At 60.3% G+C, this 14,835-nt stretch carries 15 protein-coding genes; 12 read left to right on the top strand and 3 right to left on the bottom strand.

The genetic code is table 11. The annotated features are described in order from the left end of the window. Positions 1-51: 51 nt before the first annotated feature. The 3 genes from ACFPWW_RS01885 to ACFPWW_RS01875 all read right to left on the bottom strand — a co-directional run bounded on the left by ACFPWW_RS01885 (position 52) and on the right by ACFPWW_RS01875 (position 2,519). Positions 52-1,254, bottom strand: coding sequence for a GNAT family N-acetyltransferase (locus ACFPWW_RS01885; protein WP_377310079.1), 1,203 nt, complete (start codon positions 1,252-1,254; stop codon positions 52-54). Positions 1,255-1,332: 78 nt separating this feature from the next. Beyond that, positions 1,333-2,052, bottom strand: a complete 720-nt coding sequence (locus ACFPWW_RS01880) for a glycerophosphodiester phosphodiesterase (RefSeq protein ID WP_377310078.1) — start codon at positions 2,050-2,052, stop codon at positions 1,333-1,335. After that, entirely contained in the window at positions 2,052-2,519 is a 468-nt protein-coding gene (locus ACFPWW_RS01875; RefSeq protein ID WP_112568076.1) for a RidA family protein, read from the bottom strand. The genes ACFPWW_RS01880 and ACFPWW_RS01875 overlap by 1 nt, the downstream gene beginning before the upstream one ends. A gap of 150 nt (positions 2,520-2,669) precedes the next feature. Here ACFPWW_RS01875 and ACFPWW_RS01870 point away from each other — a divergent pair, with 150 nt between their 5' ends. From ACFPWW_RS01870 to lpxA, 12 genes are all read left to right on the top strand, one after another. Next, positions 2,670-3,509, top strand: a complete 840-nt coding sequence (locus ACFPWW_RS01870; RefSeq protein WP_112568074.1) for a cell envelope integrity EipB family protein — start codon at positions 2,670-2,672, stop codon at positions 3,507-3,509. A 251-nt stretch (positions 3,510-3,760) separates the two neighbouring features. Beyond that, positions 3,761-4,528, top strand: a complete 768-nt coding sequence (gene rpsB, locus ACFPWW_RS01865) for a 30S ribosomal protein S2 (protein ID WP_112568072.1) — start codon at positions 3,761-3,763, stop codon at positions 4,526-4,528. A gap of 240 nt (positions 4,529-4,768) precedes the next feature. Beyond that, complete coding sequence (tsf, locus tag ACFPWW_RS01860; protein WP_112704857.1) at positions 4,769-5,695, top strand: translation elongation factor Ts; 927 nt, start codon at positions 4,769-4,771, stop codon at positions 5,693-5,695. A 95-nt stretch (positions 5,696-5,790) separates the two neighbouring features. Beyond that, positions 5,791-6,513, top strand: coding sequence for a UMP kinase (gene pyrH, locus ACFPWW_RS01855; RefSeq protein WP_112568068.1), 723 nt, complete (start codon positions 5,791-5,793; stop codon positions 6,511-6,513). A gap of 51 nt (positions 6,514-6,564) precedes the next feature. Further along, positions 6,565-7,125, top strand: a complete 561-nt coding sequence (gene frr / locus ACFPWW_RS01850) for a ribosome recycling factor (RefSeq protein ID WP_112568066.1) — start codon at positions 6,565-6,567, stop codon at positions 7,123-7,125. Between the two features lie 37 nt (positions 7,126-7,162). Then, positions 7,163-7,906, top strand: coding sequence for an isoprenyl transferase (locus ACFPWW_RS01845; RefSeq protein ID WP_112568064.1), 744 nt, complete (start codon positions 7,163-7,165; stop codon positions 7,904-7,906). Next, positions 7,906-8,736 (top strand): phosphatidate cytidylyltransferase, encoded by an 831-nt coding sequence (locus ACFPWW_RS01840; RefSeq protein WP_377310074.1) that lies wholly within the window; start codon positions 7,906-7,908, stop codon positions 8,734-8,736. The genes ACFPWW_RS01845 and ACFPWW_RS01840 overlap by 1 nt, the downstream gene beginning before the upstream one ends. Positions 8,737-8,776: 40 nt before the next feature. Continuing rightward, entirely contained in the window at positions 8,777-9,910 is a 1,134-nt protein-coding gene (gene rseP / locus ACFPWW_RS01835; protein WP_112568060.1) for an RIP metalloprotease RseP, read from the top strand. A 201-nt stretch (positions 9,911-10,111) separates the two neighbouring features. Beyond that, positions 10,112-12,445 (top strand): outer membrane protein assembly factor BamA, encoded by a 2,334-nt coding sequence (gene bamA / locus ACFPWW_RS01830; RefSeq protein ID WP_112704960.1) that lies wholly within the window; start codon positions 10,112-10,114, stop codon positions 12,443-12,445. Between the two features lie 50 nt (positions 12,446-12,495). Further along, positions 12,496-13,557 (top strand): UDP-3-O-(3-hydroxymyristoyl)glucosamine N-acyltransferase, encoded by a 1,062-nt coding sequence (gene lpxD, locus ACFPWW_RS01825; protein WP_112704855.1) that lies wholly within the window; start codon positions 12,496-12,498, stop codon positions 13,555-13,557. After that, the gene (fabZ, locus tag ACFPWW_RS01820; RefSeq protein WP_112568056.1) at positions 13,550-14,017 is read left to right on the top strand and encodes a 3-hydroxyacyl-ACP dehydratase FabZ; all 468 of its coding nucleotides are present in this window, start codon (positions 13,550-13,552) and stop codon (positions 14,015-14,017) included. Before lpxD ends, fabZ begins: the two co-directional genes overlap by 8 nt. After that, on the top strand, positions 14,014-14,832 hold the full coding sequence (gene lpxA, locus ACFPWW_RS01815) for an acyl-ACP--UDP-N-acetylglucosamine O-acyltransferase (RefSeq protein WP_377310072.1): 819 nt from the start codon (positions 14,014-14,016) through the stop codon (positions 14,830-14,832). The genes fabZ and lpxA overlap by 4 nt, the downstream gene beginning before the upstream one ends. Positions 14,833-14,835 lie beyond the last annotated feature (3 nt).

Below are 14,835 nucleotides of genomic sequence, written 5' to 3'. Positions count from 1 at the left end.
GAAATCTCCTCATGTTTTCTTGGATCGCGTAGCGCGGCGGGGCCAAGTGCGTCAATCCTCCTGCAGCCGTTCGCCCTTGCGGAAGGGCGTGTGTTCGGCAAGCATCTCATTCATATATTCGACATCCTCCCGTTCGCGCTCGAGATAGTTGGCGACCGCGCGCCGCAATCCCGCATGGGCGATATAATGGGCGGAATGCGTTGTCACCGGCAGATAGCCGCGGGCGAGCTTGTGTTCGCCCTGCGCACCGGCCTCCACCTTCTTCAGGCCCTTTTCCAGCGCGAAGTCGATGGCCTGGTGGTAGCAGACCTCGAAATGCAGGAAGGGATGGTCCTCGATGCAACCCCAGTGCCGTCCGTAGAGCGTATCGCCGCCGATGAAGTTGATGGCGCCCGCAACATACCGGCCGTCGCGTTTTGCCATGACGAGCAGGATGTCGTCGGCCATGCGCTCGCCGATCAGCGAATAGAACTTGCGCGTCAGATAGGGCCGGCCCCATTTACGGCCGCCCGTATCCATATAGAAGGCGAAGAACTGGTCCCAGATGCTTTCGGTCAGGTCCCGTCCGGTCAGCCAGTCGATGGTAATGCCGTTCTCGACCGCCGTCCGCCGCTCCTTGCGCAATGCCTTGCGCTTGCGGGAGGCGAGCGTCTCCAGGAATTCATCGTGATTGGCATAACCTTCGTTGATGAAATGGAACTGCTTGTCGGTGCGGTGCAGATAGCCGTCGGTCTCGAAGACCGACATTTCGTCCTCCGGCACGAAGGTAATATGGGCCGAGGAAACATCGAGGCGGCGCACGACCTCTTTCAAGCTTTCCGCCATCGCATTCTGGATCGGATGCCGTTCGAAACCCTCGGCGACGAGCAGGCGAGGCCCGGTGGCTGGCGTGAAGGGGATCGAACATTGCAGCTTCGGATAGTAGCTGCCGCCGGCCCGCTCGAAAGCGTCGGCCCAGCCATGGTCGAAGACATATTCGCCCTGGCTGTGGTTCTTGAGATAGCCGGGCAGGGCGCCGACCAGTTCGCCCTTGTCGGTCTCCAGTAGCATGTGATGGCCAAGCCAGCCGGTCTGTGCCGTGGCCGAGCCGGATTCTTCCAGCGACGAGAGAAAGGCATGCGAGACGAAAGGATTGTAGGCGACGGTGCCGCAATCCTTCGACGCCCCCGAAAGCCTGGACCAGCGCTCGGGGGAAATGGCGGTGAATGATCGCTCGATGCGAATGGAAAGTTCGTCTGACGATTGGTCTGTCATGAAGCAAATGCGAAGCCGTTGGGGGGAGGGAGCGGGCTCCCTCCCAGTCTGCGCACGATCTTGTTCAAAAAGCGAGCGTCAAACCGCCGCGCGCGGATCGAAGCCTTCGAAAGTCATCTGATCGGCATTCTCGAAAGTATGCTTGCGGGCCTCTTCGTCGCGCACCGTCCAGGTGATGACAGGAATGCCCTTGCCGCGCTGGCCGCTGATAAAGGAGTTAGGCAGGTCGGCATAGTAGTAGGAGATGAAGTCGGGGCCGAAGGCCATCGCCTTCTCATGCGTGGCATAGTCTTCCGGCGTATTGCCGTTGGCTGTCAGGCCGACCGGATAGGGCGCGTTCAGGTCCTTGAGATCTTTCAGCAGCCAGTGGTCGAAGCTCATCAGTGCGACCTTGCCCGCATAGCCTTCCAGCACGTCCAGAACCGCTTCCGCAAAGCCTTCGTCGTCAGCTTCGCGGCCCTTGAGTTCCAGCACCAGCGGCACTTTGCCCTGCACGAGGTCGAGAAGCTGCTTCAGCGTCGGCACCTTGTCCGCGGTGCCGCCGACGGCGATCAGCCCGAGCTCCCTGGAGGTCCGTTCCCGCACGTCGCCTTTGAGGTTGCAGAGACGTTCCATATCTTCGTCATGGAAGATGACCGGGACGCCGTCGGATGCGTAATGCAGGTCGCATTCGATGGCGAAGCCCGCTTCGACGGCGCGGGAGAAGGCCGAAAGCGTGTTTTCCCAGATGGCTTTGTTGAGGTCGTGATAGCCGCGATGCGCAACCGGCAGCTCTTTGATCCAGGCGGCATTCGTCATTAGGCGATTTCCATGATAGCATCGATTTCGACGGCGGCACCGAGCGGCAGGGCCGCCATGCCGACGGCGGCGCGGGCATGTTTGCCGGCTTCGCCGAGCACGTTGGCGATCAGGTTCGAGGCGCCGTTGATGACAAGGTGCTGCTCGACGAATTCCGGTGTCGAGGCAACGAAGCCGTTGAGCTTGATGACGCGGCGGATGCGGCCGAGATCGCCGCCGAGTGCGGCCTTCGCCTGCGCGAGAATGTTGATGGCGCAAAGCTCTGCCGCGCGCTGGCCAGCGGCGACATCGACGTTCCTGCCGAGATGGCCCGACACCGCGACCTTGCCGCTTTCGAGCGGCAGCTGGCCGGAGATGGTGAGCAGATTGCCGCTGATGACATACGGGACATAGTTGGCGGCAGGTGCGGCAGCTTCGGGCAGGGTTATCCCCATTTCCGACAGACGCGCGGCGATTTGATCGGACATTTTCGTCTCCGCTTTTGTTGTCAATTCTTCAAAAATTATGCATCAAGACTAGAATCTTTAATGTGACAGTTTCGAGCCTCGATTTGGCCGCCTCGATTTGGCCGAAAGCGTTCTTATAACATCGCGGACGAGTCCAACAGGAGTTAATGAATGTTCCGATCGTTACTTGCCGCTCTTCTCCTCGCGAGCGTTTCCGCCAGTGCTGTGGCGGCTGCGCCGGCGACGAGCGCTGCGATCGCGACCGGGCTCGTCGCTCACCGCGCCGTTTACGATCTGGAACTGAAGGACGCTTCGGAACGTTCCGGCATCGCCTCCATGTACGGCCGCATGGTCTATGAGTTCGACGGCAATTATTGCGAAGGGTTCACCACCAATTTCCGCTTCGTCACCCAGATCGACACGGGCGACAACGTGCGTGTCAGCGACCAGCAGACCAGGACCTACGAAAGCCTGAAGGACGGCAAGTTCACCTTCGACACTAAGTCCTTCACCGATGACCAGCTTGATAAGGAAGTCAACGGCGCGGCGGAAGACAAGCCGGAAGGCGTGAAGGTCGACCTCACCCAGCCGGCAAGCCGCGAGTTGCAGCTTGAAGAAAGCCGCTTCCCCACCGAGCACATGCTCGACGTCATCCGGAACGCCAAGGACGGCAAGCGCTTCTTCGAGGCCCGCGTCTTCGACGGTTCCGACGACGGCGACAAGTCCCTGGTGACGACGACCATCGTCGGCAAGCAGGAGACCCCGGTCACGGACGAGGCCGATGCCGGCAATGCCGGCCAGTTCGCCAGGGCCGCTTTCTGGCCGGTGACGATCTCCTATTTCAACGAGAATGCCAAATCCGACACGCTGCCGGTCTACCGCATGTCGTTCAAGCTCTATGAGAACGGCATTACCCGCGACCTGACGATGGACTACGGCGATTTCGTTCTGACCGGCAAGCTCACCAAGCTCGAACTGCTGGACAAGAAGGCCGCGCCGACCTGCCAGTAAGGCGGCATGGTTAGAGGCTGGCCTGTTGCCGGCGGGTTGCGCAGCCCGCATCCATGTCATTGCCACGCGACCGCAGGCAGATTTTTCAGCGAAAGCCTTGCTTTTACGGAGAATCGAATGTAAGGGCACCCGCATTCCACACGTAAGGCATGGGATCGTCCGGGAGAAATCCGGCTTTTCCGCCCGGTGGCGTCCTTAAAGAGGATGCTGTTCGCCTTGCGGAGGTTCAACCGGAAAAGGAGTAACAAGGCATGGCATTGCCTGATTTTTCCATGCGTCAGCTTCTCGAAGCAGGCGTCCACTTCGGCCACCAGACGCATCGCTGGAACCCGAAGATGAAGCCGTATATTTTCGGCGATCGTAACAATATCCACATCATCGACCTGGCCCAGACCGTTCCGATGCTGTCGCGCGCCCTGCAGGTCGTGTCCGACACCGTCGCTCGCGGCGGCCGTGTTCTCTTCGTCGGCACCAAGCGTCAGGCTTCCGAACTGATCGCCGACTCGGCCAAGCGTTCCGCCCAGTACTATGTCAACTCGCGTTGGCTCGGCGGCATGATGACGAACTGGAAGACGATCTCCAACTCGATCCAGCGCCTGCGCAAGCTCGACGAAATCCTCGCCGCCGAGCAGTCCGGCTACTCCAAGAAGGAGCGCCTGAACCTCGAGCGCGAGCGCGAAAAGCTCGACAAGGCCCTCGGCGGTATCAAGGACATGGGCGGCACGCCGGACCTGATGTTCATCATCGATACCAACAAGGAAAAGATCGCGATCGACGAAGCCAAGCGCCTCGGCATCCCGGTCGTCGCCATCATCGACTCGAACTGCGATCCGGACCTGATCGACTATCCGATCCCGGGTAACGACGACGCCTCGCGCGCCATCGCTCTCTACTGCGACCTGATCGCCCGCGCGGCCATCGACGGTATCGCCCGTCAGCAGAGCGGATCGGGCCGCGACCTCGGCGCTTCGACCGAAGTTCCGTTCGAGCCGGCGCTCGATGAGGCGAGCGAAGCCTGATAAAAGCGGGTGGAGCAAAAGCTCTGCCCAAGCTTGCAAAGATTGGGAAAGGCCGCTCGCGACTCTCGGAAGTTCGGCGGCCTTGCCCGTTTCAGGCGGAAGCCGCGACTGCTTTCGCCTCCACGAATTCTGTATGGCGCGTCTTCATAACGCTGTCATACATACAGGTACATTTCGTGCCTCAATCCGGTGCCGCACCGCCTTCCGCGGGCCACCGTATGAACCGACAAGAGGAAGCTTATGACCGAGATTACGGCTGCACTGGTGAAGGAACTGCGCGAAAAGTCTGGCGCAGGCATGATGGACTGCAAGAAGGCGCTGACCGAAACCAACGGCGACATCGAAGCCGCGATCGACTGGCTGCGCGCCAAGGGCATTTCCAAGGCCGACAAGAAGTCCGGCCGTGCCGCCGCTGAAGGCCTGGTTGCCATCGCCGGCGCAGGTCACAAGGCTGTCGTCGTCGAGCTCAACTCCGAAACCGACTTCGTCGCCCGTAACGACGCCTTCCAGGACCTCGCACGCGGCATTGCCGAAGTTGCGCTCTCCACCGACGGCACGGTCGAAGCCATTTCGGCTGCGACCTATCCGGCATCCGGCAAGCCGGTCGCCGACACCATCAAGGAAGCGATCGCGACCATCGGCGAGAACATGACGCTTCGTCGTGCGGCCAAGCTGGAAGTCGAGCACGGCGTCGTGGCGACCTACATCCACAACGCTGCCGGCGACGGCATCGGCAAGCTCGGCGTTCTCGTCGCGCTGAAGTCGGTCGGCGACAAGGCCGTCCTGACCTCGATCGGCCGCCAGATCGCCATGCACATCGCTGCCACCAACCCGCTGGCGATCCGTGCCGAAGAAGTCGATGCCGCCGTCGCCGAGCGCGAGCGCAACGTCTTCATCGAGCAGTCGCGCGAATCCGGCAAGCCGGAAGCCATCATCGAAAAGATGGTTGAAGGCCGCATGCGCAAGTTCTTCGAAGAAGTCGCTCTTCTCTCGCAGTCTTTCGTCATCAATCCGGACCTGACGGTCGGCGCCGCGATCAAGGCAGCCGAAAAGGAAGCCGGCGCTGCGATCGAAATCACCGGCATGGCACGCCTCCTCCTCGGCGAAGGCGTCGAGAAGGAAGAAACCGACTTCGCGGCCGAAGTCGCTGCTGTCGCCAAGGGTTGATCCTTCAGCCATATTTGGGAAAACCGAAGGGCATCGCGTGACAACGCGGTGCCCTTCGTGTATCGGGCAATTGCGGCAATATACGAGGAGCCAACATGACGTCGGAACCAATCTATAAACGTGTTCTACTCAAGGCTTCCGGGGAAGCCATGATGGGTGCCCAGGGCTTCGGGATCGACGTTGCGGTGGCAGACCGCATCGCCTCCGACATCGCCGATGCAAGGCAGATGGGCGTTGAAGTCGGCGTCGTCATCGGCGGCGGCAACATCTTCCGCGGCGTGGCGGTTGCGTCCAAGGGCGGAGACCGCGTCACCGGCGACCACATGGGCATGCTCGGTACGGTCATCAACGCGCTGGCACTCGCCACTTCGCTGCGCAAGCTGAACATCGATACGGTGGTTCTCTCGGCAATCTCCATGCCGGAAATCTGCGAGAGCTTCTCGCAGCGCGCGACACTCTATCACCTGTCTCTCGGCCGGGTGGTGATCTTCGCCGGCGGCACCGGCAACCCCTTCTTCACCACCGATTCTGCCGCAGCCCTTCGCGCCGCCGAAATGGGCGCCGAGGCGATCTTCAAGGGCACGCAGGTGGACGGCATCTACACGGCCGATCCGAAGAAGGATCCGGACGCGACCCGTTTCGACCATCTGACCCACAAGGAGGTTCTCGACCGGGGCCTCGCGGTCATGGACGTTGCTGCTGTTGCTCTGGCGCGCGAAAATTCCATTCCGATCGTTGTTTTCTCGATCCACGAGAAAGGACGTTTCGCTGAAATCTTGACGGGTGGTGGTCTCAAGACCATCGTATCCGACAACTGATAGGGAGCTGCGCCGCCGCCGGTGCAAATCCTCTGAGACGGGAGAATAGGTATGAGTGAAGGTGTCGACATCAAGGAACTGAAGCGCCGCATGGATGGCGCCGTTTCCGCATTCAAGAGCGATATTGCATCGCTGCGCACGGGGCGTGCTTCGGCCAACATTCTCGATCCGGTGACGGTCGAAGCCTACGGTTCGCGCATGCCGCTGAACCAGGTCGCCAACATTACCGTGCCCGAGCCGCGCATGCTGACGGTCTCCGTCTGGGACAAGAGCATGGTCGGCGCCGTGGACCGTTCGATTCGCGAATCGAATCTCGGCCTGAACCCGATCGTCGACGGCCAGAACCTCCGCATCCCGCTGCCGGAACTCAACGAAGAGCGCCGCAAGTCTCTCGTCAAAGTGGCGCACGACTATGCCGAAAAGAGCAAGGTTGCGATTCGCCATGTTCGCCGCGACGGCATGGACGGCCTTAAGAAAGCCGAAAAGGATGGCGTAATCGGCCAGGACGAAAGCCGGGCACAGTCGGACCGCGTCCAGAAAATGACGGACGAGACGATTTTGGAAATCGACCGCTTGCTTGGCGAGAAAGAAAAGGAAATCATGCAAGTCTAGTATACTTGCGTCCTCGCCAAGAAAGACCGGACGAAAAATGTCGGAGACCTCATTTTTGACTGTGCCAGAACATGTTGCCATCATTATGGATGGCAACGGCCGTTGGGCAAAGCAGCGCGGCCTGCCACGGACGATGGGACACCGCAGGGCGGTCGAGACCGTTCGCCAGACCGTGCGCACTGCCGGCGATCTTGGCATCAAATATCTGACGCTTTTTGCCTTCTCGTCGGAAAACTGGCGTCGCCCGGAGGCCGAGGTCACTGATCTCCTCGGCCTGCTGAAGGCCTTCATCCGCAGCGACCTCGCCGAGTTGCACCGGCAGAACGTGCGCATCCGGGTGATCGGCGACCGCGTCAACCTGCGCAGCGACATCCTCAAGCTTCTGCTGGAAGCCGAGGAGACCACCAGGGCCAATACGGCGCTGACGCTTGTCATCGCCTTCAACTACGGCTCGCGCGATGAGATCGCCCGCGCCATGATGAGCCTTGCCAAGGACGTGGAGGAGGGGCGCCTGAGGTCGCAGGATATCACGCCGGCCCTCATCAACGCCCGGCTCGATACGGCCGGCATCCCGGACCCGGATCTCATCATCCGCACCAGCGGCGAAGAGCGCCTGTCCAACTTCCTGCTCTGGCAGGCCGCCTATTCGGAATTCGTCTTCCTGCCGGAATATTGGCCGGATTTCAGCCGCGAGCTCTTTCTGTCGGCACTTGAGAAATTTGCCTCGCGCGATCGCCGCTTCGGCGGTCTTTCCGCGCAGGCCGCGGCAGTGAACACCTGATGAAGCAGGAACTGAAGCTCCGCATCGTTTCAGGTCTGTTTCTCGCGATCGTCGTTCTTGCCGCCACATTGTCTGGCGGCTTTGTCTTTCGCATCCTGGCCGCGGCCATCGCGCTGCTGATCTATTACGAATGGTCTGCCATCACGGGTATCGCCCGCGACCCGGTCACGAATGTGCTCGGCTGGGTGGGGCAGGGGCTGGTTGCCCTGCTCGTGCTGGCCGGTTCGTTCGAATATGCGCTCGGAATGCTGATCGCCCTGACCGCTCTCGGCATCGCCATGGTCTTCCTGCATCGCGCCAGCCGCTGGTTCGCGCCGGGGCTTTTATATGCCGGCGGCACGGGACTGGCGCTTGCCGCCATCCGTGGCGACGGAACGCTCGGGCTCTATGCGATGCTGTTCATTTTCGCCGTGGTCTGGGCGACCGACATTCTCGCCTATTTCGTCGGGCGCGCGATCGGCGGTCCGAAGCTTGCCCCGCGCATATCGCCCGGCAAGACATGGTCGGGGGCGGTCGGCGGCGCCATTTCCGCCGTCATCGCCGGGGCCGTCATCGTCCATTTTTTCCTGCCGGAAGCGCAGGATCGCGCCGCGGTGATCGCGCTCGTCCTGTCCGTCTTCAGCCAGTCGGGCGATCTTTTCGAGAGCTTCATCAAGCGAAAATTCGGCGTGAAGGACTCCAGCCGTCTCATTCCGGGCCATGGCGGCGTCATGGACCGTGTCGACGGACTGATTTTTGCCTGTTTTTCGGCGTTCTTGCTTGCTGGCCTTTTTTCGCTGATAAAGGGCGGTGGAACGACGTCGCTCGGCGCGGCATTGTTCGGCCTTTGATCGTTGCGGCCAGATAGAAGCCAGATAGAAGAAGGAACTCATGGAAGCGGTGACCGGAATATTCGGTTTTTTGACGGGCTATATCGTCCCCTTCGTCATCGTGCTGTCGCTGCTCGTCTTCGTGCATGAGATGGGCCACTATCTGGTCGGGCGCTGGAGCGGGATCCGTATCCTCGCCTTTTCCGTGGGCTTCGGCCCGGAGATTGCCGGTTTCACCGATCGTCACGGAACGCGCTGGAAGATCTCGGCAATCCCGCTCGGCGGCTATGTCCGTTTCTTCGGCGACGAGGATGCCTCCAGCAAGCCGGATACGGACAAACTGGCGTCGATGACGGACGAGGAGCGCGAGCGTTCCTTCGCCGGCGCAAAGCTGTGGAAGCGTGCGGCAACCGTCGCAGCCGGCCCGATCGCCAATTTCATCCTCGCCATTGCCATCTTCACGGTCCTGTTTTCGATCTACGGCCGCACGGTGTCCGATCCCGTCGTCGCCGAAGTCAAGCCGGATAGCGCGGCTGCCGCAGCCGGCGTCCTGCCGGGCGACCTGCTCGTTTCCATCGACGGCACCAAGGTGCAGACCTTCGACGACGTGCGCCGCTATGTCAGCATCCGCCCGAACCAGAACATCGTCGTCACAATCGAGCGGAACGGCGAAAAGATGGATCTGCCGATGGTGCCGCAGCGCACCGATATTACCGACCAGTTCGGCAACAAGATCGAGGTCGGCCTGATCGGAATCGTTACGAACGAAGAGGTCGGCCATTTCCGTCTGCAGACGTTCACGCCGCTGGAAGCGCTGCATGAAGGCGTGCTCCAGACCTGGCATATCGTGACCGGGACCTTCAAATATATCGGCAATCTGCTCACCGGAGCGATGAAAGCCGACCAGCTGGGCGGTCCGATCCGCGTGGCGCAAGCTTCGGGCCAGATGGCTACGCTTGGAATAGGCGCGCTGCTGCAGCTTGCTGCTGTTTTGTCAGTTTCGATTGGATTGCTGAATTTGATGCCGGTTCCGGTACTTGATGGCGGCCACTTGATGTTCTATGCGGTGGAAGCGGTTAGGGGAAGGCCGCTGGGTTCTTCGGCTCAGGAAATTGCGTTTCGCATTGGCCTGGCCATGGTGCTTACATTAATGGTTTTTGCGACCTGGAATGACATTAGTGCGCTCATCGGATAGCGCGTATGAGTAAAGGAAAATTACTGTTTATTTACGATGTTTCAAAGCTGTAGTGGCGAATGGGTCACGCTTCGAAATGAAGTAAACAGAAATTAACGAGCTCCCTTGCTTGTATGTCAAAAGCGGGTAAAACGACACACGTGGCCGGAATCGGGAGGCTTTCCCGGGGCCGGAGACGAGGGAAAAAAGGTAATGGGTGAAATGAAGGCTGGTTCAAGGTTTTTGAACGCAGTATCGGCGATTGCGCTGTCTGCTGGTGTTGTTGCTTCTGGCGCAGGTGCTTTGACTTTCGTTTCGGCTACGGCTGCGGAAGCTGCCGTCATTCAGCGGATCGATGTGCGCGGCGCGAGCCGCGTCGGTGCTGAGGCTGTTCGGTCGAACCTCACCATTACCCCCGGCAAGAGCTTCTCCAACACCGATATCGACGACTCCGTAAAGCAGCTTTACGGCACCGGTTATTTCTCCGACGTCAAGATTTCGGTTTCCGGCAGCACCCTCGTCGTCAATGTTCAGGAAGCGCAGCTCGTCAACCAGGTCGTCTTCAACGGCAACCGCAAGGTCAAGGACGACAAGCTGGCAGCCGTCGTCAAGACGCACGCCGCTGGTCCCTACAGCGATGCGCAGATCCAGGCCGATATCGCCGCGATCAAGGAAGCCTATGCCGCGACCGGCCGCAGCGAAGTCGAAGTGACGACGCAGGTCGTTCCGCTCGGTGAAGGCCGCGTCAACCTCGCTTTCGTCATCAATGAAGGCGACCGCACCAAGATCGCTGCCATCAATTTCGTCGGCAACAATGCCTACAGCGCCGGCCGCCTCGCCGCCGTCATCCAGACCAAGCGTTCCAACTTCCTCTCGTTCCTGACCCGCAAGGACGTCTACAACGAAGACAAGCTGCACGCCGACGAGGACGCGCTGCGCCAGTTCTATTACAATCGCGGTTATGCCGACATGCGCATCGTCTCTTCCGATGCCGCTTTCGACGAAGCCACGAACAAGTACACGCTGACCTTCAACATCGAAGAAGGCCCGCGCTACGATTTCGGCCCGGTCAGCGTTCAGTCGACCGTCGAAGGCGTCGATGCCCAGCAGCTCCAGTCGCTCGTCCAGACCCGCGAAGGCCAGGTCTACAGCGCCAAGGAAGTCCAGAAGTCCATCGAGGCGATTTCGGATCAGGTTGCTTCGGCCGGCTATCCCTTCGCGCGCGTCACGCCGCGCGGCAACCGCGACCTGAACAACAACACGATCGGCGTCGAATATCTCGTCGATCAGGGCGAGCGCGCTTATGTCGAGCGGATCGAAATCCGCGGCAACAGCCGCACGCGCGACTATGTCATCCGCCGCGAGTTCGACCTCAGCGAAGGCGACGCCTTCAATCAGCAGATGATCACCCGCGCAAAGCGCCGTCTTGAAGCGCTCGGCTACTTCTCCTCGGTCAACATTTCGACCCAGCCGGGCAGCTCGCCCGACCGCGTCGTCATCGTTGTCGACGTGCAGGATCAGTCGACCGGTTCGTTCGGCATCGGTGCCGGTTACGCGGCCGGCGGCGACGGCCTGCTGCTCGAAGCGTCGATCGAAGAAAAGAACTTCCTCGGCCGCGGCCAGTATATTCGCGTTTCGGCCGGTGGCGGTCAGGAAGGTTCGCGCGCTTACGGCATCAACTTCACGGAACCCTATTTCCTCGGCTATCGTCTTGCCGCCGGTTTCGACGTCAATCACAGCGAGACGTCGAGCAACGACAATTACGACTACGAAGAAACCAGCGTGGTTCTGCGCGTAACGGCGCCGATCACCGAAGATCTGGCGACGACGTTCCGCTATAACTACAAGCAGATGAAGTATGACGGCGACACGGCCGACCTGTCTGCGACCTATGCAAACCTCGTCGACGAAAGCCCGTGGACGCGCTCGTCGATCTCGCAGACGCTCACCTACAACACGCTCGACGATACCGTCCTGCCGCGTGAAGGCATCTATGCGACTGCGACGCAGGAAATTGCCGGCCTTGGCGGTGATTCCCAGTATTACAAGATCTATGGCAAGGCCCGTTACTACCATCTGCTCGCTGACGACGCCGACATCATCGGTTCGGTCTCGGCCTCGGCTGGTTATGTCGTCGGCTTCGGTGATCACCTGAACGTCTTCGACCAGTTCACGCTGACCAACTCGGATATTCGTGGCTTCGAGAACAAGGGTATCGGCCCGCGCATTGCCGGTGTTAACGACGATCCGCTCGGTGGTACGACCTACTTCACGGCGTCGGCCGAAGCGACCTTCCCGATGCCGGGCTTCCCGCGTGACTTCAACCTGCGCGGCGCCGTCTTCGCAGATGCCGGCACGCTGTTTGGCAACGATGTCGAGCTCCTCGGTTCAGATACCGAAGAGGGCGATGGCTCGTCGCTGCGCGCCTCGGTCGGTCTTGGCCTGATCTGGCAGTCGCCCTTCGGCGCGCTGCGCGTCGACTACGCGATCCCGGTCGTGAAGGAAGACTTCGACAAGACCCAGCGCTTCAAGTTTGGCATTAACAACCAATTCTGATATCGGCAGTCCGGAACTGTAAATTTCAATTCCGTTCTGGAGTTTTGCCGATGGAGCAAAATAATTTTTTTCTGCCCCATGAAGGCGTGAAACTCGTCGAGTTGGCGCAATTTCTTGGGGCAGAGCTTGGCAATTCCGCTCATGGCGACGTCATCATTCGCTCTGTGTCCCCGATAGCGAGGGCGCGGGCGGGGGATATCTGTTATATCCTGTCTCGCCGCAATCGTGACGAGCTGCTGACCTGCGAGGCTTCGGCCGTGATCTGCGACAAGGCGCTGGCCGCGCTGGTGCCGTCGCATATCCCTGTCGTGATCTCCTCCAATCCGCATGCTGCCTTTGCGATGGCCGGCGGCTATCTTTATCCGGCAGCGCTCAAGCCCGTGACTTTTTCGTCCGGAGAGACCGAGATTGCGCCAAGCGCAGTCGTCGATCCGACCGCGCGGCTTGAAAAGGGCGTGATTGTCGAGCCGATGGCGATCATCGGCCCCGGCGCGGAGATCGGCGAGGGCACGCGCATCGGCGCCCAATCGATCATCGGTCCCAACGTCAAGATCGGCCGCAACGGTTCGATCGCGACGGGGGTCAGCATTCTCTGCGCGCTGATCGGCAATGGCGTCATCATCCACAACGGCGTCCGTATCGGCCAGGATGGATTCGGTTACGCGCCAGGCCCGCGCGGCATGATCAAGATCGTCCAGATCGGTCGCGTGATCATCCAGGACAATGTCGAGATCGGCGCCAACACCACGATCGATCGCGGCGCCATGGACGACACCGTTATCGGCGAGGGAACCAAGATCGACAACCAGGTCCAGGTCGGCCACAACGTCCGTATCGGCCGCCATTGCGCGATCGTATCGCAGGTCGGTCTTGCCGGCAGCACAATCGTCGGCGACGGCGTGCAGATCGGTGGACAGGTTGGCCTCAAGGGACATATCACCATAGGGGATGGCGTGCAGATCGCCGCAAAGAGCGGCGTGATGACCGATCTCGCTGCGGGCGGCCGCTATGGCGGAATACCTGCACGTCCTCTAAATGAATATCTGAAAGACGTTGCCCAGCTCATGGCTAAGTCCGGAGTGCGCGGAAAAAAAGGAGGCAAGAATGACTGAGGAAGCAGCCAGCACGCTTTCTTCGGCTGATATCCTGGAGATCATGAAGCTTCTGCCGCATCGCTATCCGTTTTTGATGGTCGACAAGATCGTCGATATCGACGGTGACAATGCCGCCGTGGGCATCAAGAACGTAACGGTCAACGAACCGCATTTTACCGGCCACTTCCCCGAAGCGCCGATCATGCCGGGCGTCTTGCTCGTCGAAGGCATGGCACAGACGGCCGGCGCGATCTGCGCCAAGAAGGAAGGCCAGACCGGCAACCTCGTCTACTTCATGACGATCGACAATGCGCGCTTCCGCAAACCGGTCGTGCCGGGCGACCGCGTTGAATATCACGTGCAGAAAATCAAGCAGCGCGGCAATATCTGGAAATTCCATTGCGACGCGAAGGTCGATGGCGCGCTTGTCGCCGAGGCCGATATTGGCGCGATGATCGTACGTAAGGACAACGCATGAGCATGATTGCCGAAAGCGCCAAAATTCATCCGATGGCCGTGGTCGAAGACGGTGCCACGGTCGGTGAAGGCGTAGTGATCGGCCCGTTTTGCCATGTTGGTCCCAAGGTCACGCTTCAGGATAATGTCGAACTGATCAGCCATGTGGTTGTTCTCGGCCTGACGACCGTCGGCAGCGGCACGCGCATATTCCCCTCGGCGGTCATCGGTGGCGACTCGCAGAGCGCCCGTCACAGCGCCGTCGATACGACCCTGATCATCGGGCGCAATTGCACGATCCGCGAAGGCGTGACGATGAATACCGGCACCGTCGAACATGGCGGTTCGACTGTCATCGGCGACAACAGCCTTTTCCTCGCCTATTCGCACGTCGCCCATGATTGCCGTGTCGGCAACCATGTCATCATGTCGAACAACGTCATGCTGGCCGGCCACGTGTCCGTCGGCGATCATGCGATCATCAGCGGCGGCGCGGCCGTGCACCAGTTCACCCGTGTCGGCAAATATGCCTTTGTCGGCGGTCTCTCGGCCGTGAGTTACGATGTCATTCCCTATGGCATGCTGAACGGCAATCCCGGCATCCTGAGCGGGCTCAATGTTGTCGGCATGACGCGCGCCGGCGTTGATCGCGCTGTCATTCACACGGTCCGCCGCGCCTACAAGGCGATCTTCGAGGGACCCGGTTCAATCCGCGAGAATGCCGCCCATATTCGCAATGAATATGCCGATTGCGAGCAGGTGATCGAAATCCTCGATTTCATTGCAGCAGAGAGCGATCGCGCTTTGTCTTCGCCGAGCCGGGGGCAGAAGGGCTGATCC

This window comes from Rhizobium sp. GCM10022189 (assembly GCF_042656325.1).
GTDB lineage: Bacteria > Pseudomonadota > Alphaproteobacteria > Rhizobiales > Rhizobiaceae > Rhizobium.
This window is presented reverse-complemented; position numbering and strand designations above follow the sequence as displayed.